Genomic DNA, 23,895 nt, shown 5'->3' on the forward strand with positions numbered 1-23,895 from the left:
AACCGTTATTTACTCATGGTGGCAATGTTAAAGACCTGCTCCAGCATTGGATTAAAGGTGAAGCCTTTCACCTCTTTGTTCATCGCCAGCTGGTAGTTCTTCTGGAACAGATACACGTAGGCCGCCTCGTCGATCACCACCTTCTGCGCCTGCTGGTAATCGTGGGTACGCACCGCCTGATCGGTGGTTTTCAGGGCCGCCTTCAGCAGGGCGTCGACCTCTTTGTTCTCGTAAAACGAGCGGTTACCCGGCAACCCTTTTTTGTCCGACTCAAACCAGTAGTTCATGAACATGTACGGGTCGGCAAAGTCCGGGCTCCAGTTGCCAATAGCGATGTCATAGTCACCTTTCCCGACACGATCGCGCATGGTGGCGTTAGCCAGTTTTTCCAGCTTCACGTTGATGCCGATCTTGCCGAGGCTCGCCTGCGTGGACAGGGCGATCGGCTCCCAGTTGGGGTCGTTGTCTGAATAGAGGAATGTCAGGCTTGCCGGCTTGTCTTTGACTTTCTCCAGCGCGGCTTTGGCTTTGGCCTCGTCAAAGCTGTACTGCATTGCCGTGGCGTCAAACCCCCACATGCCGTCCGGTATCGGGCCGCGCATCTGTTTACCATTGCCGCTCAGGATGCCTTTCACCATCCCCTGATAATCCGTTGCCCAGGAGACGGCCCGACGTAAATCCACCTGATTGAGCGGGGCTTTGCTGTTATTCAGATAAAGATAGGTCACGCGCAGGGACGGATATTCCGCCACCGCCACTTTGCCTTCTTGCTTAAGGGCTGAAAGCTGATCGACGGGCAGTGAATCGGCGATATCCAGATCGCCACGGGAAAGCTGCAGGCGGCGTGAAGCGCTTTCACCAATAATTTTCACCGAAACGCGCTTGAAGTGCGGCTTCTCACCCGCCCAGTGTGGGTTCGGAACGAGCACCAGCTGCTGACCTTTCTGCCAGCTTTTCAGCATGAATGGTCCGGACCCGGCGGTGTTTTGCGCTAAATAACCGCGTGCATCATCGGCAGCGTTCGCTTTTAACACCGCCGGGTTAACGATCGACGCACCGTCGTTGGCCAGGGTGTAGAGGAACGGGGCAAACGGCTGGCTGAGGGTGAATTTCACCGTGTGCGGATCGACCGCATCAATTTTGAGATCTTTCGGGAACGCTTCAGACGGCCCCTGGCTAAGCTTCAGCAGACGTTCAAAGGAGAGTTTTACCGCCTCGGCAGTAACCGGCGTGCCATCGGCGAATTTTGCGTTATCGGTAAGGGTAAAGGTCCACTCTTTCTGATCCTCTGACGCTTTCCAGCCCGTTGACAGGTCGCCCTCCACCTCGGTAGAGCCTGGCTTGTACTTCACCAGACGCTGATAGGCGGGATAAGTCACCGTCCAGTCGTTGTTATCAATGGTCACCGCCGGGTCGAGCGTTTGCGGGTCGGCCGCTTTCCCGATCACCAGCATATCTTTCGGGACGGCAGCCAGCGCAACCGGGGCGCTGAGTGCCAGCGAGGCGGCGATCAGGGTAGTAAGAAGCGTTGTTTTCATGGCAGTGCTCCAGTTTTAAAGAGGGGTGTGCGTCAACGGGAAACAGGCAAAACGGTCGTCAAGCAGGGGATAGCTGGCCGCGTTCGGCAGCTCGAAGTGCCACCATTCGCTGCTGATCCCCACAAAACCGCCACCGGACATGATGGCGTTAAGCAGCAGGCGATTGCGCTGCGCGTGCGGCGGCACGGACGGGTGCCAGGCGTGCGAGCGGTCGTGCATTTCGTCAAAACCGGCCCCCATATCCAGCACGGTGTTCTGTTCGTCCATCAGCGTAACGTCGATGGCCGTCCCGCGGCTGTGGTTGGAACCAATCGCCACATCAACCACGTATTCCGGGTTCGGGCAGGCATCCCACAACTGAGCCTGCGCTTCCTGCGGGCGATAAGCGTCGTAGACCACCAGCTTCAGCCCGGCCAGTGCGGCGATGCTGATGGCTTTCGCCAGCGCGGTGGCCGCATCGGTATGCAGCAGGCACAGCGCCTCCTGATAAATCGGACGGCCCGTGATGTTGTCGGCTGTGGCGTATTTCAGATCGATATGCAGCGCAGGAAAGGTCTTCGCCACATCAATCAGTTCACTCTCTGGGGGCATAGCTCCGCTCCTTTAGCGTTCGAATTGACCAAACTCTTGTTGTAATTGCCGGTTTACCGCCAGCCGCTGTGGAAGGGCATCACCCAGCGCTTCCACGACACCTGACAGCAGCAGGTTGAACAGACAGCTCACAGGTGCCAGCGAATCCCAGAAATGGCCGGTTTCGGTTTTCACCTGCAGTAAATCAAGCGGGTAATCCCGCGCCCACGGGCACCAGATATCGGTGATCAGGGCCAGCGAAATACCTTTTTCGCTCGCGACCCGACAGTACTGACGCGCAATGGTGGAATAGGTGCGGGTATCGGTCAGCACCACGTAGGGGTGGGCGAAACCGGAGTTCAGGGATTCAACCCAGCTGCCGGACGCACCTTCGGCGTAGCTGACGCGCGGACGAAGGTACTCAAGATGACTGAAGAAGGCGTTGGCTATCCCACGTGTCGACTGGATCCCCAGCACAAAAACCGCATCCGCGTGGGCAAGCTGATGAACCACCTGGCGAAATGCGTCGGTGTGCGCCAGCTGATAAACCTGAGTGATGGCATCCACCTCCAGCGACAGAGAGTGCTGAAGGCGGTTGGGCAGAGGGGACTGCTGCTGCCAGGAGTCCAGCCGCTCGTTCATACCCCAGGGCTGATGCGGGTCGCGCAGGCTCTTTTTGGCATCTTCCAGATTGCGATAGCCGAGTTTTCGCAGAAAGCGTCCCACGGTAATGCCGCTGGTGCCGGTCGCCAGACCCACGCTTTCAGCCGTTTCAAACGGGATCTGTGCGGCATGCGCCAGCAACCAGCTCGCCACCCGCTTCTCGCTGGGGGTCAGCTGGCTGAACGTGGCTTCAATACGGCTCAACACCTCGGGTTTCGTCGTCATACCGCCTCGCTGTTAACAGGCTGTCAGTCATCAGGTTTGTGTTATTTGATTAACAATGCATGACGCGTGCCATGTCCACAGAGCGACGGGACGCCGCTGTGCTGCAAACTTCATGCAATATTTAGTTAACCAATGATCAACATTTGTGCAGCGTAGTTCACTTTTGGTGCACTGGCTGAGTGGGGAGGTATGAATTTCGTGAATACGTCAGCGTCTTCACATTTTTGATAAGATAGAGACAACGTAAATATGAAAGGGATCCCGGCATGGCGAACTTGCCCTGGCGTATCAGCGTGCGCCTGATGGCGCTCGCAAAGAAAATGGCGATAATCGCAGGAGTGGTACTGATCGTCCTACTCGCGGTTCGGGTTTATCTCTCGCAGCAGGGGCCGGAACTGCATCTCTGGCATACCTGGCGGGCAGATGAGATGTCCGTACGCGAGATCGATAAGGCGAATTTTGCCCAGTATGTCGCCCGGGAAAACGCCATTTTCACCGATCTGGATAACGCGGTAACGCGCAAAACCCAGGGTGAGGAGCGCACGCCGTTAAACCGTTACTACCGTCAGAGCCTGGTTTGGCCCGGTAAATTTTCACCCGATGCCAACCGCTCCTTTGTGCTGATGCCTGCCGGAACGCCACGCGGCGCGGTGGTGTTGCTGCACGGGCTAACAGATTCGCCTTACAGTGTCCGGCATCTTGCCCGTAATTATCAGCAGCACGGCTTTGTGGCGGTGGTCCCACGCCTGCCCGGACACGGCACCGCGCCCGGCGCGCTGACCGACGTTGACTGGGAGATGTGGCTGGCGGCGACGCGCCTTGCCGTGCGCGAAGCCACGCGGCTGGCGGGAGACAATGTTCCCCTGCATCTGGTGGGTTACTCCAACGGTGGGGCGCTGGCGATGAAATATGCTCTTGATGCGCTGGACACGCCTGCGCTTCGCAAACCGCAACAGCTCATCCTGCTCTCGCCAATGATTGGCGTCACGGCGTTCGCCCGGTTTGCAGGATTGGCCGGATTGCCGGCGATGTTACCGCCGTTTGCCAAAGCGGCATGGTTAAACATCTCGCCGGAATATAACCCGTATAAATACAACTCCTTCCCGGTCAATGCGGCGCGCCAGTCATGGCTCTTGACCCAGGCCCTGCAGGAGCAGATGGGGCGGGATGCCCGGGAGCACAGGCTGGATCAGCTGCCGCCGGTACTCGCATTCCAGTCGGTGATGGATTCAACGGTCAGCACTCGCGCCGTGGTCACCGGGTTATTTGACCAGCTTCCGGCGAACGGCAGCGAGCTGGTTGTATTTGATATCAATCAGGCCGCCAGCTTCCGTCCTCTCTTTAAACCGTCGTCGTGGGCGGCGACCTCTGAGTTACTGCCTGTGGCGAAAAGGCGTTACGGTGTCACGATTATTACCAATGCCAGCGCGGACAGTTTTGCCGCGGTGGCGAAAATAACCCCTGCGGGACGCACCGATGAGACCGCGGTACCGCTGGCGATGTCCTGGCCGCAGGAGGTCTATTCACTGTCGCATGTCGCCGTGCCGTTCCCGCCTGATGACGATCTTTATGGCCGACATCCTGCGGAGAAAAACCGGTATGGCATTAGCCTCGGCACGATTGCGCTGTGGGGGGAAACCTCCGTGCTGAGCGTAGGCAAAGACGCGTTAATGCGGGTGACCTCGAACCCGTTTTATGCCTACATGCAGGAGAGGATTGACAGACGCATCGGGGATGAGAAAAAGTAGCCTCTCCCGCAAGGGGTTAATCTGTTAGGTCGCGCAGATGAAGTATGTTAAACAGTAATGTCCAACGCATACCTCTTATCGGAACACGTTTTTGTGCTGACTACTCTTATTTACCGCAGCCAGTTGAATTTATCCTGCCGATCCGCCGAACTCCAGACGCTGGTTGAACAGGCAAGGACGCGCAATGCCGGGTTGAATATTACCGGCGTTCTTCTTTCAAAAGGCGATGATGTCCTGCAACTCCTCGAAGGCTCGGAAGAGAGTGTGGTTAGGCTGTTTCAGAAGATCCGTGAGGATAAGCGGCACAGCGGCGTGGTTGAGCTTATGCGTGATTATGGCCCCCGCAGACGTTTTGAGAATGTCGGTATGCTGCTGTTTGACCTGCAGAACCAGTCGCCGAAAGACGTTCTGCAGTCGGTACTGCACTACAGCAAACTGGACAGTTATCTGACATCTGATGATCGGGTGTTCAAATTTATTCAGACGTTTATTACCGGCAAACGACCGGCCCCGTCGGGGGCGCGTTTTGCCCCGGAGAAATGGACGCTCTCGCCTGAGAAATCGCCGTTTGGCGAGAGTCTGGGTCTGCTGGACAAACAAACCTGCCAGTTCGCCCTCCAGCCCATCGTCGAACCGCTGGAAGGGAAAATCAGTTCGCTTGAGGCCCTTATCCGCGGTAATGACGGGGGAAGCCCGGAGCATTTTTTCAGCCGCCTCGATCAGGACAAAATCTATGAAGTCGATCTCCAGACCAAGGCCTGGGCTTTTGCGCTGGCCGACAAACTGGGGATCGGGAGCCATAAAATCGCGGTGAATCTTCTCCCGATGTCGCTGGTGAAAGTGCCTGGCGCCGTGGAGTTTCTGGTTGAACAGATTAAACAACATGGGCTTCAGCCGGAGCAGGTGGTCATTGAAGTGACCGAAAACGAGATGATTTCCGGGTTCAACAAGTTCAATAGCGCCATTAAACACCTGCGCGCTGAAGGTATTGGCCTGGCGATCGATGATTTCGGTTCCGGATACGCCGGGCTTTCACTGCTGACCCGATTCCAGCCGGATAAAATTAAAATTGACCGCGAAATTGTCAGCAATATCCATCTCAGTGGGCCAAAACAGGCGATTGTGCGCTCGATAGTCAGCTGCTGCACCGACCTTGAAATCACCCTGGTGGCGGAAGGCATCGAGAAGCTGGAAGAGTGGTGCTGGCTTGAATCTGCCGGGATCAGACGCTTTCAGGGCTTTCTGTTTGCCCGTCCAGCGCTGAATGGCGTAGGCGATATTAGCTGGCCACACCTGGTGCGTTAAGCCAATTTTCCTTCCGTATTATTTCCCCTTCGTCCTGCCTGTGTTTAAATAGCTAAAACGGTTTAATATTGTTTAGCTGAGAGGATCACATGCAAAAAATCTGGGTACTTGGCGATGCGGTAGTGGATTTATTACCGGAGGGAGAAGGCCGGTTGCTGCAATGCCCTGGTGGCGCGCCGGCGAACGTGGCGGTCGGTATTGCCCGTCTGGGCGGGAAAAGCGCCTTTATCGGCAGGGTCGGCGACGATCCTTTCGGTCGCTTTATGCATAAAACGCTGGCTGACGAGCAGGTTGACGTAAAGTGGATGCACCTCGACCCGGCACACCGCACGTCAACCGTAGTCGTGGATCTGGACGAACAGGGCGAACGCTCTTTCACCTTTATGGTTCGCCCGAGCGCCGATCTGTTTCTGGCATCAGCCGACCTGCCGCCCTTTAGCGCAGGAGAGTGGCTGCATGTTTGTTCCATTGCCCTGAGCGCTGAACCGAGCCGTTCTGCAACGTTTCAGGCCATGAACGCGGTCAGGGAAGCGGGGGGTTATGTCAGTTTCGACCCCAATATCCGCCCGGATCTCTGGCCGGATGAGGACGACCTGCGCCGCTGCCTCGAACAGGCGCTGCAATGCGCTGACGTCGTCAAACTCTCCGTCGAAGAACTGGCTTTTTTAACCGCTGACCTTGGGGTCACGGAAGGGCTGGCCGCGCTGATGCGCCGCTGTCCGGCCCGGCTGGTGCTGGTCACTCAGGGCAAAGATGGGGTCATCGCCTGGCATGACGGAACGATGAAGCATTATCCGGCAACCCCCGTTGAATGCGTGGACACCACCGGCGCAGGTGATGCCTTCGTGGCGGGACTGCTTTATGGACTGGCTTCCGCTGGGCGTATCGACAGCCACGATCTTCCACGCGTGATCGCATTAGCCCAGCGCTGCGGCGCGTTAGCCACCACGGCTAAAGGGGCGATGACCGCGCTGCCTTATCACCCGCAGCTGTAATTCCTCCCGCAACGGGCCGTCTGTCGACGGCCTGAATTGTCGCCTCGATCACACTTACTAAATCGGTTTAGCAAAAAAGATTGCCGATCCAAAATTGGCAGGTTTAGTATCATCAACCTAAACCGGTTTAGCAATTTAGCACTTTCAATGACTTCTTTTAGGGATGCGACAAAATGTATAAAAAACGCAGACTTGCCGTGATGATAGGCATGCTGGCCGGGAGTACCTCTGTTTTTGCCCAAACGGATATGACGAGTATCGAAGCGCGTCTTGCTGCTCTGGAGCAGCGTCTTCAGGCTGCGGAAACCCGCGCGCAGGTTGCGGAGAAACGCGCCACCGACGCAGAACAAAAAACGCAGCAGTTGGTGACTGCCCAGCAGCAGGCGCAAACAACAACCCAGCAAGTGGCGCAGCGTACCGCCGCCCTGGAGAAGAAAGCCGATCAGAGCAGTGGGTTTGAGTTTCATGGCTATGCCCGTTCTGGCCTGCTGATGAACGATGCGGCGTCGAGCAGCAAAAGCGGCCCTTATCTGACGCCAGCCGGGGAAACCGGTGGCGCGGTCGGGCGTCTGGGGAATGAAGCCGATACCTACGTTGAGCTGAATGTGGAACACAAACAGACCCTGGATAACGGGGCGACCACGCGCTTCAAGGCCATGCTGGCGGATGGTCAGAAAACCTATAACGACTGGTCCGCTGACACCAGCGATCTCAATATTCGTCAGGCGTTTGCTGAACTGGGCAATTTGCCTGATTTTACCGGCGCGCTGAAGGGCAGTACCTTCTGGGCCGGCAAACGCTTCGATCGGGATAACTTTGATATTCACTGGCTGGATTCCGATGTGGTGTTCCTGGCCGGTACCGGTGGTGGCGTGTATGACGTGAAATGGAATGAATCGCTGCGCAGCAACTTCTCTCTTTACGGGCGTAACTTCGGCAGCGAAGAGCAAATCGACAATAACGTTCAGAACTACATCCTCAGCATGAACCACTTCGCCGGGCCGTTCCAGCTGATGGTGAGCGGCCTGCGGGCAAAAGACAACGACGACCGCAAAGACAGCAATGGCGATCTGATAAAAACCGACGCCGCCAACAATGGCGTTCATGCCCTGGTCGGATTGCACAATGAAAGTTTCTACGGCCTGCGTGAAGGCTCAGCCAAAACGGCGCTGCTGTACGGCCACGGGCTGGGGGCAGAGGTGAAGAGCATCGGTTCCGATGGCGCATTGCTGTCTGAAGCCGATACCTGGCGCTTTGCAAGTTACGGTGTCACGCCCCTTGGTGGCGGCTGGCATATCGCGCCTGCTGTACTGGCCCAGAGCAGTAAAGACCGCTATGTCAAAGGCGACAGCTATGAGTGGGTCACACTCAATACCCGCCTGATTAAAGAGGTCACGCAGAATTTCGCCCTGGCGTTTGAGGGCAGCTATCAGTACATGGATTTAAATCCGGAAGGGTATAAAGACCGAAACGCCGTCAACGGAAGTTTCTACAAGCTGACCTTTGCCCCAACGTTAAAAGCGGGCAAGATCGGCGATTTCTTCAGCCGTCCTGAGTTGCGTCTGTTCGCCACCTGGATGGACTGGAGCAGCAAACTGGATAATTACGCCAGCGATGATGCCTTTGGCAGCAGCGGTTTCAACGCCGGCGGGGAATGGAATTTTGGGGTACAGATGGAAACCTGGTTTTAACCTTTTACGCTCCCGCAATGCGGGGGCGTTTTTCACATCATAAAAATACAGTCAGGCAGAGGTATCTATGGATTTTGATAATATCGCCCGCGCGCTCATTCCGCTGCTCGGTGGCAAAGAGAACATCGCCAGTGCGGCGCACTGCGCAACGCGTCTTCGACTGGTGCTGGTCGATGACACGCTTGCCGATCAGCAGGCCATCGGCAAGGTTGACGGCGTTAAAGGCTGTTTTCGCAACGCCGGGCAGATGCAGGTGATTTTTGGTACGGGGGTGGTTAACAAGGTCTACGCCGCGTTTATCCAGGCGGCAGGGATTAGCGAATCCAGCAAGTCCGAAGCGGCCGACATGGCGGCACGCAAGCTGAACCCGTTCCAGCGCATTGCCCGACTGCTCTCGAACATCTTTGTGCCGATCATTCCTGCGATTGTGGCCTCCGGTTTACTGATGGGCCTGCTCGGGATGGTCAAAACCTACGGCTGGGTCAATGCCGATAACGCACTCTATATCATGCTGGATATGTGCAGCTCAGCGGCGTTTATCATTCTGCCGATCCTGATTGGCTTCACGGCCGCGCGTGAATTTGGCGGTAACCCATATCTGGGGGCGACCCTCGGCGGCATTCTGACGCACCCGGCGCTGACAAACGCCTGGGGCGTGGCGTCTGGCTTCCACACCATGAACTTCTTCGGCCTTGAGATTGCCATGATTGGCTATCAGGGAACGGTGTTCCCGGTGCTGCTGGCCGTCTGGTTTATGAGTATCGTGGAGAAAAACCTGCGCCGTATTATTCCGGATGCGTTAGATCTGATCCTGACGCCGTTCCTCACCGTTATTCTCTCCGGCTTTATTGCCTTGCTGATCATTGGCCCGGCCGGGCGTGCGTTAGGGGATGGCATCTCCTTTGTTCTGAGCACCCTGATCGCCCATGCGGGCTGGCTGGCCGGGCTGTTATTTGGCGGGCTTTACTCGGTTATCGTTATCACCGGTATTCACCACAGTTTCCATGCCATTGAAGCCGGGTTGCTGGGGAATCCGTCGATTGGCGTTAACTTCCTGCTGCCTATCTGGGCGATGGCTAACGTGGCGCAGGGGGGAGCCTGTCTGGCGGTCTGGTTTAAAACCAAAGATGCAAAAATTAAAGCCATTACGTTACCGTCTGCGTTTTCGGCCATGCTGGGCATTACCGAAGCGGCAATATTTGGTATCAACCTGCGTTTCGTGAAACCGTTTATCGCCGCGCTGATTGGCGGTGCGGCAGGCGGGGCGTGGGTGGTCTCGGTGCATGTTTATATGACCGCCGTCGGGCTGACTGCCATCCCAGGCATGGCGATCGTGCAGGCAAGCTCGCTGCTTAACTATATTATCGGCATGGTGATTGCCTTCGGCGTGGCGTTTACCGTCTCGCTGCTGCTGAAATATAAAACGGATTCTGAATAATGACGTTACCTTCCCGCTGGCCTGCAATCCTGCAGGCCGTCATGAAAGGCCAGCCGCGTGCGTACGCCGACAGCCATTATCCGCAATGGCATCCGGCACCGGTGACGGGGCTGATGAACGATCCTAACGGGTTTATCTGGTTTGCCGGGCGCTACCACCTGTTCTATCAGTGGAATCCGCTGGATTGCGACCATCGCTATAAGTGCTGGGGGCACTGGAGCTCCGCAGACCTGGTCCACTGGCAGCATGAACCGATGGCGCTGATGCCCGATGAGGAGTATGACCGCAACGGCTGCTATTCCGGCAGCGCCGTCGATAACAACGGTGTCCTGACGCTGTGTTATACCGGCAACGTGAAATTTGATGATGGCAGCCGCACCGCCTGGCAGTGCCTTGCCACGCAACAGGCTGACGGTACGTTCAAGAAACTTGGTCCGGTTCTTGCGCTGCCGGAAGGCTACACCGGCCACGTGCGTGACCCGAAAGTGTGGCAGCACGACGGGGTGTGGTACATGGTACTGGGGGCGCAGGATCTGCAAAAACGCGGCAAGGTGCTGCTGTTCACATCTGCCGATTTGCACCACTGGGCGTCTTGCGGAGAGATTGCCGGTCATGGCGTGAACGGCCTGACCGAGGCGGGATACATGTGGGAGTGCCCGGACCTGTTTGCCCTCGACGGGACACACGTACTGATCTGCTGCCCGCAGGGGCTGGCGCGCGAACCGCATCGCTATCTCAATACTTATCCGGCCACGTGGATGAGCGGGGCGTTCGACCATACCCGCGCTACGTTTAAACATGGCGAGTTGCACGAGCTGGACGCCGGTTTCGAGTTCTACGCTCCCCAAACCACGGTGGCGGAAGACGGACGGCGGATCCTGATTGGCTGGATGGGCGTGCCGGACGGAGAAGAGATGCTTCAGCCCACACGGGCGCAGGGGTGGATCCATCAGATGACCTGTCCGCGAGAATTACACTTCCGTGACGGCAAACTGTGGCAGACGCCGGTGCGCGAACTGCACGCACTGCGTGAAGAGGAATGTCGCTGGCAGGGTAACGCCAGCGATGCCCCGGCTCTTGATGCGACGCGCCTTGAGTTCGAACTCACCTCATCTTCAGTAACCGTGGATTTCGCCGGTGCGTTGCGCCTTATCGTCGAGGACAGCGGATTGCGTCTGGAACGCGCCAGCCTGAAAACCGGGGAGACATTGACCCGTTACTGGCGGGGCGACGTTCATCATTTACGCGTTCTGTGTGACAGCTCCAGCGTTGAAATTTTCATCAATCATGGCGAAGGGGTGATGAGCAGCCGCTATTTTCCTGACCATCCGGCACGGGTGCGATTCGAAGGTGGGTCCGACATCACATTACGCTACTGGTCGCTGCGCGGCTGCATGGTAGAATAAGGGTTTTGGCAGCCGGATCTAAGTCGTTGTGAGAAAAACAAAACGCGTCACAATTAAAGACATCGCGGAACTGGCGGGGGTTTCAAAAGCCACCGCCAGCCTGGTACTGAACGGGCGCAGCAAAGAGCTTCGCGTGGCGGAAGAGACGCGTGAGCGCGTGCTGGCGATTGCGAAAGAGCATCACTACCAGCCCAGCATTCACGCGCGCTCGCTGCGTGATAACCGTAGCCACACCATCGGTCTGGTGGTGCCGGAGATCACTAACTACGGCTTTGCGGTGTTTTCTCACGAACTGGAGACGCTGTGCCGTGAGGCAGGCGTTCAACTGCTCATCTCCTGCAGTGATGAAAACCCGGGGCAGGAGACGGTGGTGGTTAATAACATGGTGGCGCGTCAGGTGGACGGGCTGATTGTGGCCTCCAGTATGCTCAATGATGCCGACTACCAGAAGCTGAGCGAACAGCTGCCGGTCGTCCTTTTTGACCGCCATATGAACGACAGCACATTGCCGCTGGTGATCACCGATTCCATTACCCCGACGGCGGAACTGGTGGCCGACATTGCGCGCCAGCATCCTGATGAAATTTACTTCCTTGGCGGGCAGCCGCGGCTTTCCCCGACGCGCGATCGTCTGGAAGGGTTTAAGCAAGGGCTGCAAGAGGCCAATGTGGCGCTGCGTCCGGAGTGGATCATTCACGGCAACTATCACCCGAGCTCCGGCTACGAGATGTTCGCCGAGCTGTGCGCCCGCCTGGGACGCCCGCCAAAAGCCTTGTTCACTGCCGCCTGTGGTCTGCTGGAAGGGGTATTGCGCTATATGGGGCAGCATAACCTGATGCAAAGTGATATCCGGTTAGCCAGCTTTGACGATCACTACCTTTACGACTCGCTCACCATTCCGGTTGATACCATTCGCCAGGATAACCGCCAGCTGGCGTGGCACTGCTTTGATCTGATTGGCAAACTGATCGACGGCGAAACGCCACAACCGTTACAGCGAAAACTGGATGCCACCCTGCAGCGACGCTATAAAGCGAAGGCATAGCCCTGGCTGCTGAAGGGAAACGTTAATAACTTTAATTAATTTAAGTTTTGGATCGGCCGATAACGATAGGGAATGTTTATTCTTGAGGTATCGGTCCATGTCGTTAAAAAAATCATCCCTGATTGTCCTTTTTGCTCTGCTTTTCTTCTTTGTCGTCAGCACCATTACCAGCGTTGGCCTCATCATTAAAAGTAATAATTCCCTGGATAATGTGAACAAAGAAATCCAGGTTGTGCTGTCGATCATTGACCCCATCAACCACAGCCGTACCTTGCGTGTCAGGGTGATGGAGTACGTGAAGATGGTGGAAGCGGGGAACTCGGCTGACGAGTCAGCGAAACTTTCCGCGGTTAAAGAGGCCCTCACAAAAGCGGATCATGCCTTTGCGGCTTTTATGGCGTCTCCGCGCCTGTCGGATGAAGCGCCGCTGGTGAGCGCGTATCAGGATGCCTGGCAAAACTACCGTAACCAGGGGCTGGCACCGTTGATTGACGCCGCTGCTGCGCACGATGTCGCGAAGTTTAATGCGCTTATCCCGGAGGTGTCCCGCCTCGACCGTCAGTATGAAATCGTTCTCGACCAGGTACTTGCCGTTCACCAGAAATATGCCAAAACCCTGAACGAGGATGCGAGCAGTAATTTCATCTCCGGTCTGGCGATCATTGCGGCGATTGCTTTCCTGTTTGTAATCGTGATTGTTGCCGTCAGCCTGCTGATGAAGCGCTTTGTTTTCGCACCGGTCAACCTGGCACGCGAGCACTGCAGCCAAATTGCCGCCGGTAAACTGGACATTCCAGTGCCGGTAAAAGGCACCTCCGGCAATGAAATCGATCACCTGATGGGCTCAATGGAGCAGATGCGCCAGGCGCTTCTGTCGACTATCGCACAGGTGCGTGACGCGAGCCATACCGTCACCCACGCCGCGCAGGAAATTGCTTCCGGGAATATCGATCTGGCTTCACGCACCGAGCAGCAGGCCTCCGCGTTAACCCAGACGGCGGCCAGCATGGAAGAGCTGAGCGCGACCGTGGCGAATAACACCGATAACGTTCACCAGGCAGGAAAACTGGTGCAGGACGCGGTGAACAATGCGCACACCGGTGAGGCCGTGACCCGCGAAGTGATCGAAACGATGAATACCATCGCGGCGAACTCTAAGCGCATCGAGGACATCACCAGCGTCATCAATAGCATTGCTTTCCAGACCAACATTCTGGCACTCAACGCCGCGGTTGAAGCAGCACGCGCCGGCACACAAGGACGCGGCTTCGCCGTGGTGGCCAGCGAAGTGCGCACCCTTGCGCAGAAAAGCGCGGTTGCCGCGAAAGACATTGAAAGTCTGATTGCCCAGTCGGTTTCCAGCGTCAAAAACGGTGCTGAACTGGTTAACCGCTCAGGCGAGGTCATTGATTCTATTATCAGTTCCGTGAATAAAGTGAATACGTTGATGGAGCAGATCTCCGTGGCCTCTGAAGAGCAGAGCCGTGGGATCAGCCAGGTCGGTCAGGCGGTGACAGAGATGGATGGCGTGACCCAGCAGAACGCCGCGCTGGTTCAGCAATCTGCCGCAGCCGCCGCTTCCCTGGAAGAGCAGGCGCAGCAGCTCTCCAGGAGTATTTCGAGCTTTAGTTTGCCGGCGCAGGCGTGATTGATAATGAGAGGCTCCTGAGGGAGCCTTTTAATTTCTGGCGTAGCTGGAAAGCCGTGCCAGACAAGGCTTCACGTTTTACAACTAGCAGTCAAAAGGCATAAAAAGTGTTAAGCATTATGATGATCATTCTGCATACTTCAATTTCGTGATTTGATAGCAAAAAATCACGGTGCATTTACTAGACAGATTTCCAGATGGACTTGAACGGCACGGAAAATATTGATATCAGCAATAAGCCTGTAGCACATCAAGTTCATACTCATCAAAGTGTAAAACGGCTAGCTGATGAGTCTGCGGGCTGAGGTACATGAAGGCCATTTACTTGAACTCATTAATGGTGATGAGGTCTTAGCGCAAGAGTTACTTTAAAAAGCATTTGTTTATGGTTGCAATTATAAACTTTCGAGCTGAAGTTAAGATTCCTTAAATCGTTTTGAGTGGCTTCAAACTTTGATAAATTCCTTTTATAAAAAAGTGACAAAATTGGTAGGTGGACTTGACATGGGAATGGCTGGGAAGTATATCTGCTAGTAGCATTCCTTGACCATAAACTGTTGCGCAGCTTATCAATTGTAATGATTGGTGGTATGGTTTATATGACAATTAAAACAACACTTTATTAGGAGTTGGCATGGCTGAGTTGACAAATTCTCAAACAATTATGGAGAAAATAATTCGAGAGGAGGCCGCGGAGCAAAATATTAATTATCCAGAGTATTTTGAAGTTTATACTGCCGCTCAAATCTTAAAAGATTACGATGTTACTTACTCAGATATAGAATATAGTGTGGTTGGAGATGGAGGAGATGGTGGGATTGATTCCATTTACACCTTCCTTAACGGTGAGCTCATAAAGGAAGATACAGACTACTCTAAGGGAGGGAAGCATAATAATATTGAACTTGTTATCATACAGTCAAAGACCTCTAAAAGTTTTAATGAAGATGCGGTTGTAAAATTTAACGAAGTGGCACGTGATCTATTTAATATCTCTACGGATATTACAACTGATGAAATCACCCGGAGGTACAATAAAGACCTTCGTGATAAAGTTTCCATCTTTCGGAATGTATATAGTGATTTAATGAAAGGATTTCCGGATCTGACATTTTCTTACTATTATTCAACTCTTGGTGAGGAAGTGCACTCGAATGTTCGTGATAAAGGCATTCCTTTAAAAGATACCATTTCAAGAATGTTTACCGGTTCAAAATTCTCTCTCGACTTCGTTGGAGCTAGCAAACTAGTCGAATTGAACCGTAAGGTTAAAAGTACGTCAAGGATGATGGAATTAGCTGAATCACCTATTGCTACAGTTAACGGAAGTTATCTTTGCTTAGTTAATTTAAAAAAATACCATGAGTTTATTTCTGATAATGATTCAATCTCGAGAAGTATCTTTGAATCCAATGTAAGAGACCACAACGGAGATGTAGTAGTCAATGTTGCAATTCAAGACACATTAAATAATGGCAAAGAAGACTTCTGGTTTTTAAATAACGGAGTCACTGTTATTACTTCAAAGGCAGTTTTATCTGGAAAAACTCTTACTATAGAAAACCCTCAGGTAGTTAATGGCCTTCAAACTTCACATGAAATATATAATCATTTTGCTAATGTGGGTGAAGAAGTTGCTGAAACAAGAAATGTTTTGGTTAGGGTAATTTGCGAAAGCAACCCAGAGTCTCGAGACAAAATAATCAGAGCGACGAATAGTCAAACTAGCATTCCCCCAGCATCACTTAGAAGTGCTGATGTTATTCATCGCGATATAGAAGATTTTTTCAAGGCAAATGGTTATTTTTATGATAGACGCAAGAATTTTTATAAGAATGAAGGTAAGCCTGCCTCACGAATTGTATCTATTCCATATCTGTCTCAATGCGTTATGACAGTGGTACTATTAGAACCGAATAATGCTCGCGCCAGACCTTCTACACTTATTAGTGATAATGCTAGATATGAACAAATTTTCAATAAAAAACATCAGTTATCTCTTTATTTGAACTCTTATCTGATCTTGAAAAAATGTTCTGAGCTATTGAAAGAATATGAATTTGAGAGTAAACGCGATTTCAATAACGTAATATATCATATTTCTATGGCGGTTGTCCTGAAAGTGGCGGGGGCTGAAGTGGGGAAAAGGAATATGCCTGGGTTTGTAAGTGGCTTTGAGTTGAAGGAAATAACTAAGGAATTATTTGACGAAGTGTTTCAAGTTGTCTGGGGTGAATATGCTCGACTTGGCGGTGATGATAATGTTGCAAAGGGTATTGTTTTTGTTGAAAACATTATTAAATTAATTAAGTGATTTATCAACAAATCCTTATCTCCACATTCTAAAGCCCTGAGAGGGGTTTTAGAGTTGGATGTTCGTTACCACGGAACCGGTCGATCGCTTTATCACCTCACTTGCAATGGTAGCGCCATCGCATCAAAAAAATATCATTACCTTATTATCATTGATCATGATTAATAAAGAGCAAGAACAAAAATGGGAAAGCGCAAGAGGCTCTGATTTATGTACTCACTGTCATCATTTTTTACTCATTATCCCTGAGATCGTTCTGCGTGTTTGCACGTCTGAGCAACTGGGATGTATCAGCACTTCCCCCGTTTAGGCGGCATGCTAAACCCGCTATTATCCTCACTCATCTTCCTTACGTTGTTGTCAATCATCCTGGCCGTTATCGCCACCGCATTAGTTAAACGAATGTTTCGTACGAGATGATATGTCGGGAGGCGACGCATAGCGCCCACCCGTCGCGAGCGATATGCGTTAAAATCCGTAAGCACAAAAAATTTTATATTCTCTCCAGCAATATTTCCCTGCCTCATCCGTCTACCTCATCACAAGCCATACTCAATCACTGTAAATGAGGTCAACACCATGAGAGATTTCGATATGCACGGAAGAGGGCACGGACGCGGGTTTGGCCGCCACCGTATGGGTAAAGGGCTGGTGATAGGCGCGGTAATCGTCCTTGTGCTGGGACTGGTGGTCATGACCCTGTGGAATGCCTTACTCCCGGCCATTCTTGGCGTGAAAGCCATCGGTTTCTGGCAGGCGCTGGGGATTCTGGTATTAAGCCGGATCCTGTTCGGCGGGCTGGGTTTCCGCCCGGGGATGTTCGGCGCGCACCGGCGTATGCACGAACGCTGGATGAACATGACCCCCGAACAGCGTGAGGCGTTTATTCAGCAGCGTCGCGAAGGCTTTGGTCGCCATGGTCGCGGGCATTGCGGCTGGCACGGTCATCGCGAAGATAAACGCGACGACAGCGCGCCGAAAACGCCGGAAGCAGAGTGAGCGAGATGAAAACCGGGCTGGCGGGAGAGTCATTGCTGATGTCGGCGCTTAATGCCTGCCGCGCCCGGCTGAAAGCCTTTATCCGCGTACGAACGTCCGTGCGCGATGATGCCGACGATATTTTGCAGGAAGTCACCTATCAGCTGATGAAAGTGGAGCAGCCGGTCGAAAACGTCGCCGCCTGGCTGTTTCGCGCGGCGCGTAATGAGATGACCGACCGGGCACGGAAAAAACGTGAGATCTCTCTTTCAGGATATTTTACCGGGGATGATGATGAGGACTTCCCCGAAGATGAACTGGCGGAAACCCTGTTCGGTGTCCCGCATACGCCGGAGGAGGAGTACCTCAAAACGCTGCTGTGGGAAGAACTGGGCCAGGCGCTGTCTGAACTTCCGCCGCCTCAGCGCGAGGTTTTTGAAAAAACGGAGCTCCAGGGCTACAGCATTAAAATGCTGGCAGAGGAAACCGGGGCCAGCGAGCAGGCGCTGTTATCGCGTAAGCACAAGGCGGTGCTTTTCCTGCGCACGCGACTGCGGGACGTCTATGATGCGTTGACCGGTGACTAACGCCGACAGACAAAACCTTACATTGTCAGGACTTGTAGATTCATCACTATCGTTTATGATCGGGGCGTCTGGTAAATTTGGAACGTTATGCGCAACCGTCAGCTTCTGGGAAAATGGCTTTTGATAATCACATGTCTGGCGATGGCTATTTGCCTGGTGCAGCGTGCGGTTTATCTCAACCATTTTTTGCAGGGACTGGATCCGCAAACGACCCTGATTGCTGATGCCCCGGCTCAAACCAACGACGCTGAGCCGTCCGGGCCATCGCCGTGTCAGTTAGGCGCACACTCGCTGCTTTGTGCTCAGCCACTGTTCTTTGATGGTGCGCTACCGGCGATTATCATCTTCTTCGCGCTACTTCAGTTGTTTACGCAAGGGCGGGCATGCGTTCCGAGAGAACAGCCCGTTCAGGTACCGCCTCCCCGAATACACCTCAAAAACTGCGTTTTCCGTGAATGAAAAGCATCGTCACCACACGATAATTTTCACTATTCACGGAGTAAAACATGTTTAACCTCTTCAGGGGATTCGTCTTCCTGTGGCTGTCCTGCATCGGCATTGTCCATGCGGCGGATACAGGCTGGCTGGTTTCCCCGCAAAACGATCATGCCCGGATCCGCGTTCAGGCGGAAAGGGAGCAAAACCGCATCCTCGCGTTGCTCACCGTTGAGCTGCAGCCCGGCTGGAAAACCTACTGGCGTTCACCCGGCGAGGGCGGCGTAGCCCCGAAAATCACCTGGCCTGCTGGCGTAACGGATGACTGGCACTGGCCGGTGCCTTCGCGCTTTGATATCTCCGGGATGACCACCCAGGGCTATCACGATAAGGTCATCATCCCCATCACCCTCGACGGTGCGGCGGGAGATGCGCTCGACGGAACGCTTACCCTTTCCACGTGCAGTAATGTCTGTCTGCTGACGGACTATAAGCTGCATCTTGATTTTAATCAGCCGGTGGATGAGGGATTCAGCCACGCGTTTGAACGCGCGATGCAGGCCATTCCCGCGACATCTGGCGTGTCCGCAGATCTGTCGGCCTGGTTATCAGATGACAAGTTGATCATTACGGGAACCACACAAGGGCAATGGGACAAGCCGGGGATCTATTTTGACCCGCTGGAAGGCGACATTCTTCCCGGTGAACCGACCCTCAAAGCCGACGGCAATCAGCTTCGGGTAACGGTGCCCGTGACCGATGAGTGGGGAGATAAACCCACTTCACTGCAGGGAAAAGCGCTGTCGTTTGTGCTCACCAATGGCGATAAAGCGCAGCAAACCGTGATGACCGTCGGGGCAACGCCCGCGGAACTGTCAGCGGCGGGCGTGTCTGAGGGAACCGGCAAAATGGTGCTCTTTGCGCTACTGGGCGGGTTGATCCTGAACCTGATGCCTTGCGTGCTGCCGGTGATGGGCATGAAGCTCAACAGTGTGCTCCATGCGGGTTCAGACAGACGGATGATCAGGCTCCGTTTTCTGGCAACCAGTGCCGGGATCCTGGTCTCCTTTATGCTGCTGGCCGCAATGGTAACCGCGCTTAAGCTGACCGGTGCCTCGCTGGGCTGGGGTATTCAGTTCCAGAATCCGTGGTTTATTGGCCTGATGGTCGCGGTGACCTTCCTCTTCGCACTCAATCTGTTCGGGGCGTTTGAGATGCTGCTGCCTTCTGCCGCCGCAGGACGGCTGGCAACGGCAGGGGGAACAGGGATTGCCGGCAGTTTCTGCGAGGGGATGTTTGCCACGCTGCTGGCCACACCATGTTCTGCGCCGTTCCTCGGCACGGCGGTGGCCTTTGCCCTTGGCGCACCGCTGCATTCCCTGTGGCTTATCTTCCTGATGCTCGGCGTGGGGATGAGTTTGCCGTGGTTGTTCGTTGCGCTGCTTCCAAAAACCGCCATGCTGCTGCCAAAACCCGGTCGCTGGATGAACGGCCTGAAAATTATTCTCGGCCTGATGATGCTGGCTTCCAGCCTGTGGCTGGTGACGTTGCTTAACCCGCATCTGGGTGAGGCGGTGAGCCAGAGCGTGATGTTAGTGCTTATCGTCGTCGCTATCGCACTGCTTGCGATGACCGGGCAGAAAACCTCGCCGCTGTTCTGGTGCGTGGTGATCGCGCTGTCAGCCTGTGGCGGATACCAGCTGCGCGGGTTGCTTACCTCACCGCCTGTAACCCCCACCGCAAACGTCGCTCAGGCAATCCCGTGGCAACCGCTAAGTGAAGACGCTATTCAGGGGGCCCTTGCGCAGGGCAAACGGGTCTTCGTGGATATCTCCGCGGACTGGTGTGTTACCTGCAAGGTAAACGAGCATCGGGTGTTGAATCAGCCTGACGTTATTGCCGCGCTTAGCCAGCCGGACGTGGTGGCGCTGCGTGGCGACTGGAGCAAGCCTTCAGCGTTTATCGCCGAATTCCTTGAAAAGCGAAACCGTTACGCCATCCCGTTTAACGAGGTGTACGGCCCGGGCTTCCCTGAGGGGGAGATGCTTTCGCCGCTGCTGGATAAAGACACGCTTATTGCCACCCTGAACAACGCTAAAGGCTAAATGTATTATGAAAAGAATCCTTATTACGCTTCTGCTACTGTTGACCTCAGCGCAGGTGATGGCGGCGCAGACCATGACGCCGGAACAGGAGCAACGTGCACAGAAGATGGTTTATGACTTTCTGTTTAACGACCCGGACTCGCCGCGCATTGGCGCCAAGGATCCGAAGCTCACCCTGGTGGTCTTTACGGATTACAACTGCCCGTACTGCAAGAAATTCGATCCTTACCTGGAAAAGATTGTCGAAAAACACCCGGATGTGGCGGTGGTATTTAAGTTTTTGCCTTTTCGGTCGGAAAGTTCACTGACCTCAGCACGCGATGCCTTAACCGTCTGGCGCGCGCATCCTGAGCAATTTATGAAATTTAACCATACCCTGATGGCCAAAAAGGGATATCACGATGACGCCAGCATTCAGGAGGCGCAAAAACGGGCCGGGGTGAACGTCACAACGCCTGATGATGAGAGCCTGGTGACGATCAAACGCAGCCTGATCATCGCCGAAAAGATGGGTATCCAGGGAACACCGGCCACGCTGATTGGCGAAGGGTTACTCCCGGGCTGGGTTCCTTTTGAACAGTTCGATGAAATGGTCAGTGACGCACTGAAAAATCGTTAACGTGAAGGGGGCGGTTCGCCCCCAATAATCCCGGAGCGGAAAATGAAAAAATTACTGTTACTGTCGGTGCTGGCAACGTCAGGGCTGGCACAGGCCGCTGAAGCGATACCGGATGTGGTGAAGCTCTTCAGCGAGCAGCAGAATATCAAAATCATTAAGAAAATTGATGCACCAGGGGGCGCGCCGGCCTGGCTGGGGCAGTATCAGGATATGGGCGTTACGCTGTTTTTAACCCCTGACGGCAAGCACGTAATTTCTGGCTATCTGTACGATGAAAAGGGAAAAAACCTGAGTGAAGGCTATTTCCAGAAAGAGATCTACGCCCCGATGGGACGCGAAATGTGGAAGCAACTGAACGCGGCGCATCCCCTGAAAGAGGGGGCGGATAACGCTCCGCGCAAAGTCTTCGTCTTTGCCGATCCGTTCTGCCCGTACTGTAAGCAATTCTGGTCCGAGGCGCAGCCTTGGGTGAAGGCGGGCAAGGTGCAGCTTAATACGCTGCTGGTGGCGTTTCTCAACCCCAACAGTGGGCGTAATGCCTCCGCTATCCTGAATGCGAAAGATCCCGTTTCGGCCTGGCGTGATTACGAGCTTTCAGGCGGGAAAAAATTGCCAAAACCGCAGGGCACTGCATCCCGTGAAACCGTCAACATACTGCAAAAACACCAGACGTTAATGGACAACCTGGGCGCGAACGCTACGCCCGCCATTTATTATCTGAATGCCGATAATGAGCTTCAGCAGGTGGTCGGCATGCCGGATGAGAAACAGCTTGAGGCGATGTTTGGGCCGAAGCCGTAGTAAAAAACAGGCAGAAACAGGGTGTTTCTGCCTGATGTTGACCGGTCAGCTACCCCAGCGTCCGCGCAGGTAGCTGACGGCTTCCTGCGTCTGCGGCTGATTAAGATAATCTTCGCGGAACAGGATCGTGCCATTCACGTTGGGCAGTGAATCGTTGAGATCGAGCTGTTTTTTCAGCTCCGGCACGCCGCCCTGAACCGTCCAGTCCGGCTCATTTTTCGACGGTTCACCTACCTTGTAGAACGCAATGCCGATATACAGGCGGGTATGCGTCGGTTTCACCACCTCTGCCCACCATTTCGTCAGCACGTCATAGCGCGCCGCATCCCGGGAGAAAGGCCAGTAAATTTGTGGCGCGATATAGTCCAGCAGACCCTGCTGCACCCACTGACGCGTGTCGGCATAGGATTCATCGTAGGCTGCGGCACCGCGCGTGTCTGAGCCTGCCGGGTCGAATGAGCGGTTACGCCATACGCCAGCCGGGCTGACACCAAACTCCACGCCCGGTTTCGTCTGCTTAATGGCCCGGGAGACCTGCACAATCAGCTGCTGTGTATTGTGGCGGCGCCAGTCTGCTTTAGAGGCAAATCCCTGACCGTATTGTCTGAAAGTCTGCGCGTCATTGAGCGCGGATCCCGGTGATTCAGTATAGAAATAGTCGTCAAACTGCACGCCATCAATGGGATAGTGCGCAACCACTTCGGTGACCACCTGCGTTATCCAGTCACGCACTTGCGGAATGCCGGGGTCGAGCACAAAACGATCGCCGGCAATACGAATCCATTCCGGGTGCTGGACATAAACGCTGGAAGGGTGCAATGACGACGTGCGGTTCAGTGCGGCAATGGTCGACGGTTTGGTATTGGTTGAAACACGGTAAGGGTTGAACCAGGCATGGACTTTCATGCCGCGCTTGTGCGCTTCATCGAGCATAAACTGCAGCGGATCGTATCCCGGGTACTCGCCGATATTGCCGGTGAGCATATCTGACCACGGCAGAATTTTAGACGACCAGAGCGCCGTGCTGTCCGGTTTGACCTGGAAAAACACGGTATTGATACCGAGGTGCTTAAGCTTATCGAGCTTGTTCGTCAGGGCCTGTTTTTGCATCGCGATACGGTCTTGCGCATCGCGGCCATTCACTGAGGCCACCGGGGGCCAGTCCAGGCGTGAGACGGTTGCCAGCCAGATCCCACGCATCGGCTCGTTAGCCTGCTGGGTCGGTTTACTCGCGGTCGGGAGAGGCGTTACCAGTGATTTTGGTGGTTTTGAGGAGCAACTAACAAGTAAAAGTGCGCAGGCAGTCAGCGCACCAATCCGTTTTACATGTCGCGTCATTTGCGTTTTAGCTCTTGGTTATCCGACTGTTAGCCCAGGGGTTAAAGGCGGGTTCGTCCGGTTCTGCGATCCCCTCATCATTCAGGGAATCAAGATACAGGGCTTCAACTTCTGCGCGAGCCCAGGGTGTGCGGCGCAGAAATTTCAGGCTCGATTTAACGCTTGGGTCTTTTCTGAAACAGTTAATTTTGATTCGATCGCCCAACTCACTCCAGCCATATCGTGCAACCAGGGCATTGACCTGCATCTCCAGCGTTACGCCATGTAAAGGGTCTTTAGAAAGGTGTGCAGTCATAAGCGTCCGGATGTCTCAGTTCTTGTGGGGTTGGGGTTAACGACGAAAGGGTACAAGAAAGCAGGGGAAGCGGCAATTTCCCTTTTTACCTGCGATGAAAAACAGAAGAGCGAATGAACCGAAAGCCATACGCTCTTCTGTATCGCGAACG

20 protein-coding genes are annotated in these 23,895 nt (G+C 54.2%); 15 read left to right on the plus strand and 5 right to left on the minus strand.

Features of this window, described 5'->3' with window-relative positions:
• Nucleotides 1-5: 5 nt before the first annotated feature.
• The 3 genes from ACMVME_RS01205 to ACMVME_RS01215 are packed head-to-tail and all read right to left on the minus strand — an operon-like array spanning nt 6 to nt 2,996.
• On the minus strand, nt 6-1,538 hold the full coding sequence (locus ACMVME_RS01205) for an ABC transporter substrate-binding protein (protein WP_068794651.1): 1,533 nt from the start codon (nt 1,536-1,538) through the stop codon (nt 6-8).
• A 15-nt stretch (nt 1,539-1,553) separates the two neighbouring features.
• Entirely contained in the window at nt 1,554-2,129 is a 576-nt protein-coding gene (gene ddpX / locus ACMVME_RS01210; protein ID WP_014170160.1) for a D-alanyl-D-alanine dipeptidase, read from the minus strand.
• 12 nt (nt 2,130-2,141) lie between these two features.
• Nucleotides 2,142-2,996: a MurR/RpiR family transcriptional regulator gene (locus ACMVME_RS01215; protein WP_025204147.1), complete on the minus strand. Its 855-nt coding sequence runs from the start codon at nt 2,994-2,996 to the stop codon at nt 2,142-2,144.
• A 266-nt stretch (nt 2,997-3,262) separates the two neighbouring features.
• Between ACMVME_RS01215 and ACMVME_RS01220 the strand changes: the two genes are divergently transcribed.
• The 15 genes from ACMVME_RS01220 to dsbG all read left to right on the plus strand — a co-directional run bounded on the left by ACMVME_RS01220 (nt 3,263) and on the right by dsbG (nt 22,111).
• Nucleotides 3,263-4,744: an alpha/beta hydrolase gene (locus tag ACMVME_RS01220; RefSeq protein WP_068794650.1), complete on the plus strand. Its 1,482-nt coding sequence runs from the start codon at nt 3,263-3,265 to the stop codon at nt 4,742-4,744.
• A gap of 93 nt (nt 4,745-4,837) precedes the next feature.
• Nucleotides 4,838-6,049, plus strand: a complete 1,212-nt coding sequence (locus ACMVME_RS01225) for a diguanylate phosphodiesterase (protein ID WP_074439230.1) — start codon at nt 4,838-4,840, stop codon at nt 6,047-6,049.
• An 89-nt stretch (nt 6,050-6,138) separates the two neighbouring features.
• Nucleotides 6,139-7,044, plus strand: coding sequence for an aminoimidazole riboside kinase (locus ACMVME_RS01230; protein ID WP_068794648.1), 906 nt, complete (start codon nt 6,139-6,141; stop codon nt 7,042-7,044).
• 173 nt (nt 7,045-7,217) lie between these two features.
• Nucleotides 7,218-8,735: a carbohydrate porin gene (locus ACMVME_RS01235; protein WP_014170154.1), complete on the plus strand. Its 1,518-nt coding sequence runs from the start codon at nt 7,218-7,220 to the stop codon at nt 8,733-8,735.
• 67 nt (nt 8,736-8,802) lie between these two features.
• Complete coding sequence (locus tag ACMVME_RS01240; RefSeq protein ID WP_014170153.1) at nt 8,803-10,173, plus strand: sucrose-specific PTS transporter subunit IIBC; 1,371 nt, start codon at nt 8,803-8,805, stop codon at nt 10,171-10,173.
• Nucleotides 10,173-11,579, plus strand: coding sequence for a sucrose-6-phosphate hydrolase (locus tag ACMVME_RS01245; protein WP_068794647.1), 1,407 nt, complete (start codon nt 10,173-10,175; stop codon nt 11,577-11,579). The genes ACMVME_RS01240 and ACMVME_RS01245 overlap by 1 nt, the downstream gene beginning before the upstream one ends.
• Nucleotides 11,580-11,607: 28 nt before the next feature.
• Nucleotides 11,608-12,624, plus strand: coding sequence for a LacI family DNA-binding transcriptional regulator (locus ACMVME_RS01250; RefSeq protein ID WP_014170151.1), 1,017 nt, complete (start codon nt 11,608-11,610; stop codon nt 12,622-12,624).
• Between the two features lie 97 nt (nt 12,625-12,721).
• The gene (locus ACMVME_RS01255; protein WP_020884101.1) at nt 12,722-14,272 is read left to right on the plus strand and encodes a methyl-accepting chemotaxis protein; all 1,551 of its coding nucleotides are present in this window, start codon (nt 12,722-12,724) and stop codon (nt 14,270-14,272) included.
• A 634-nt stretch (nt 14,273-14,906) separates the two neighbouring features.
• Entirely contained in the window at nt 14,907-16,586 is a 1,680-nt protein-coding gene (locus ACMVME_RS01260; protein WP_068794646.1) for an AIPR family protein, read from the plus strand.
• Between the two features lie 579 nt (nt 16,587-17,165).
• Nucleotides 17,166-17,585 carry a hypothetical protein gene (locus ACMVME_RS01265; RefSeq protein WP_014170113.1) on the plus strand — a complete coding sequence of 140 codons (420 nt, stop codon included), beginning with the start codon at nt 17,166-17,168 and terminating at the stop codon, nt 17,583-17,585.
• A 5-nt stretch (nt 17,586-17,590) separates the two neighbouring features.
• Nucleotides 17,591-18,151, plus strand: a complete 561-nt coding sequence (locus ACMVME_RS01270; protein ID WP_081308093.1) for an RNA polymerase sigma factor — start codon at nt 17,591-17,593, stop codon at nt 18,149-18,151.
• An 87-nt stretch (nt 18,152-18,238) separates the two neighbouring features.
• Nucleotides 18,239-18,610: a hypothetical protein gene (locus ACMVME_RS01275; RefSeq protein WP_414743340.1), complete on the plus strand. Its 372-nt coding sequence runs from the start codon at nt 18,239-18,241 to the stop codon at nt 18,608-18,610.
• 47 nt (nt 18,611-18,657) lie between these two features.
• Nucleotides 18,658-20,691: a protein-disulfide reductase DsbD family protein gene (locus ACMVME_RS01280; protein ID WP_414743341.1), complete on the plus strand. Its 2,034-nt coding sequence runs from the start codon at nt 18,658-18,660 to the stop codon at nt 20,689-20,691.
• A gap of 7 nt (nt 20,692-20,698) precedes the next feature.
• Complete coding sequence (locus ACMVME_RS01285) at nt 20,699-21,310, plus strand: DsbA family protein (protein ID WP_020884110.1); 612 nt, start codon at nt 20,699-20,701, stop codon at nt 21,308-21,310.
• A gap of 42 nt (nt 21,311-21,352) precedes the next feature.
• Nucleotides 21,353-22,111: a thiol:disulfide interchange protein DsbG gene (gene dsbG / locus ACMVME_RS01290; RefSeq protein ID WP_050736814.1), complete on the plus strand. Its 759-nt coding sequence runs from the start codon at nt 21,353-21,355 to the stop codon at nt 22,109-22,111.
• 45 nt (nt 22,112-22,156) lie between these two features.
• On the opposite strand, the gene ACMVME_RS01295 is transcribed toward dsbG, so the two are convergent.
• Both ACMVME_RS01295 and ACMVME_RS01300 read right to left on the minus strand, forming a co-directional pair.
• Nucleotides 22,157-23,449 carry a glycoside hydrolase family 10 protein gene (locus ACMVME_RS01295; protein WP_014170106.1) on the minus strand — a complete coding sequence of 431 codons (1,293 nt, stop codon included), beginning with the start codon at nt 23,447-23,449 and terminating at the stop codon, nt 22,157-22,159.
• A 7-nt stretch (nt 23,450-23,456) separates the two neighbouring features.
• Nucleotides 23,457-23,744: a VF530 family DNA-binding protein gene (locus ACMVME_RS01300; protein ID WP_014170105.1), complete on the minus strand. Its 288-nt coding sequence runs from the start codon at nt 23,742-23,744 to the stop codon at nt 23,457-23,459.
• Between the last annotated feature and the right edge of the window lie 151 nt (nt 23,745-23,895).

The sequence above is a fragment of the Enterobacter cloacae complex sp. 2024EL-00711 genome, assembly GCF_047529885.1.
In the GTDB taxonomy this organism is placed as follows: Bacteria; Pseudomonadota; Gammaproteobacteria; order Enterobacterales; family Enterobacteriaceae; genus Enterobacter; species Enterobacter ludwigii.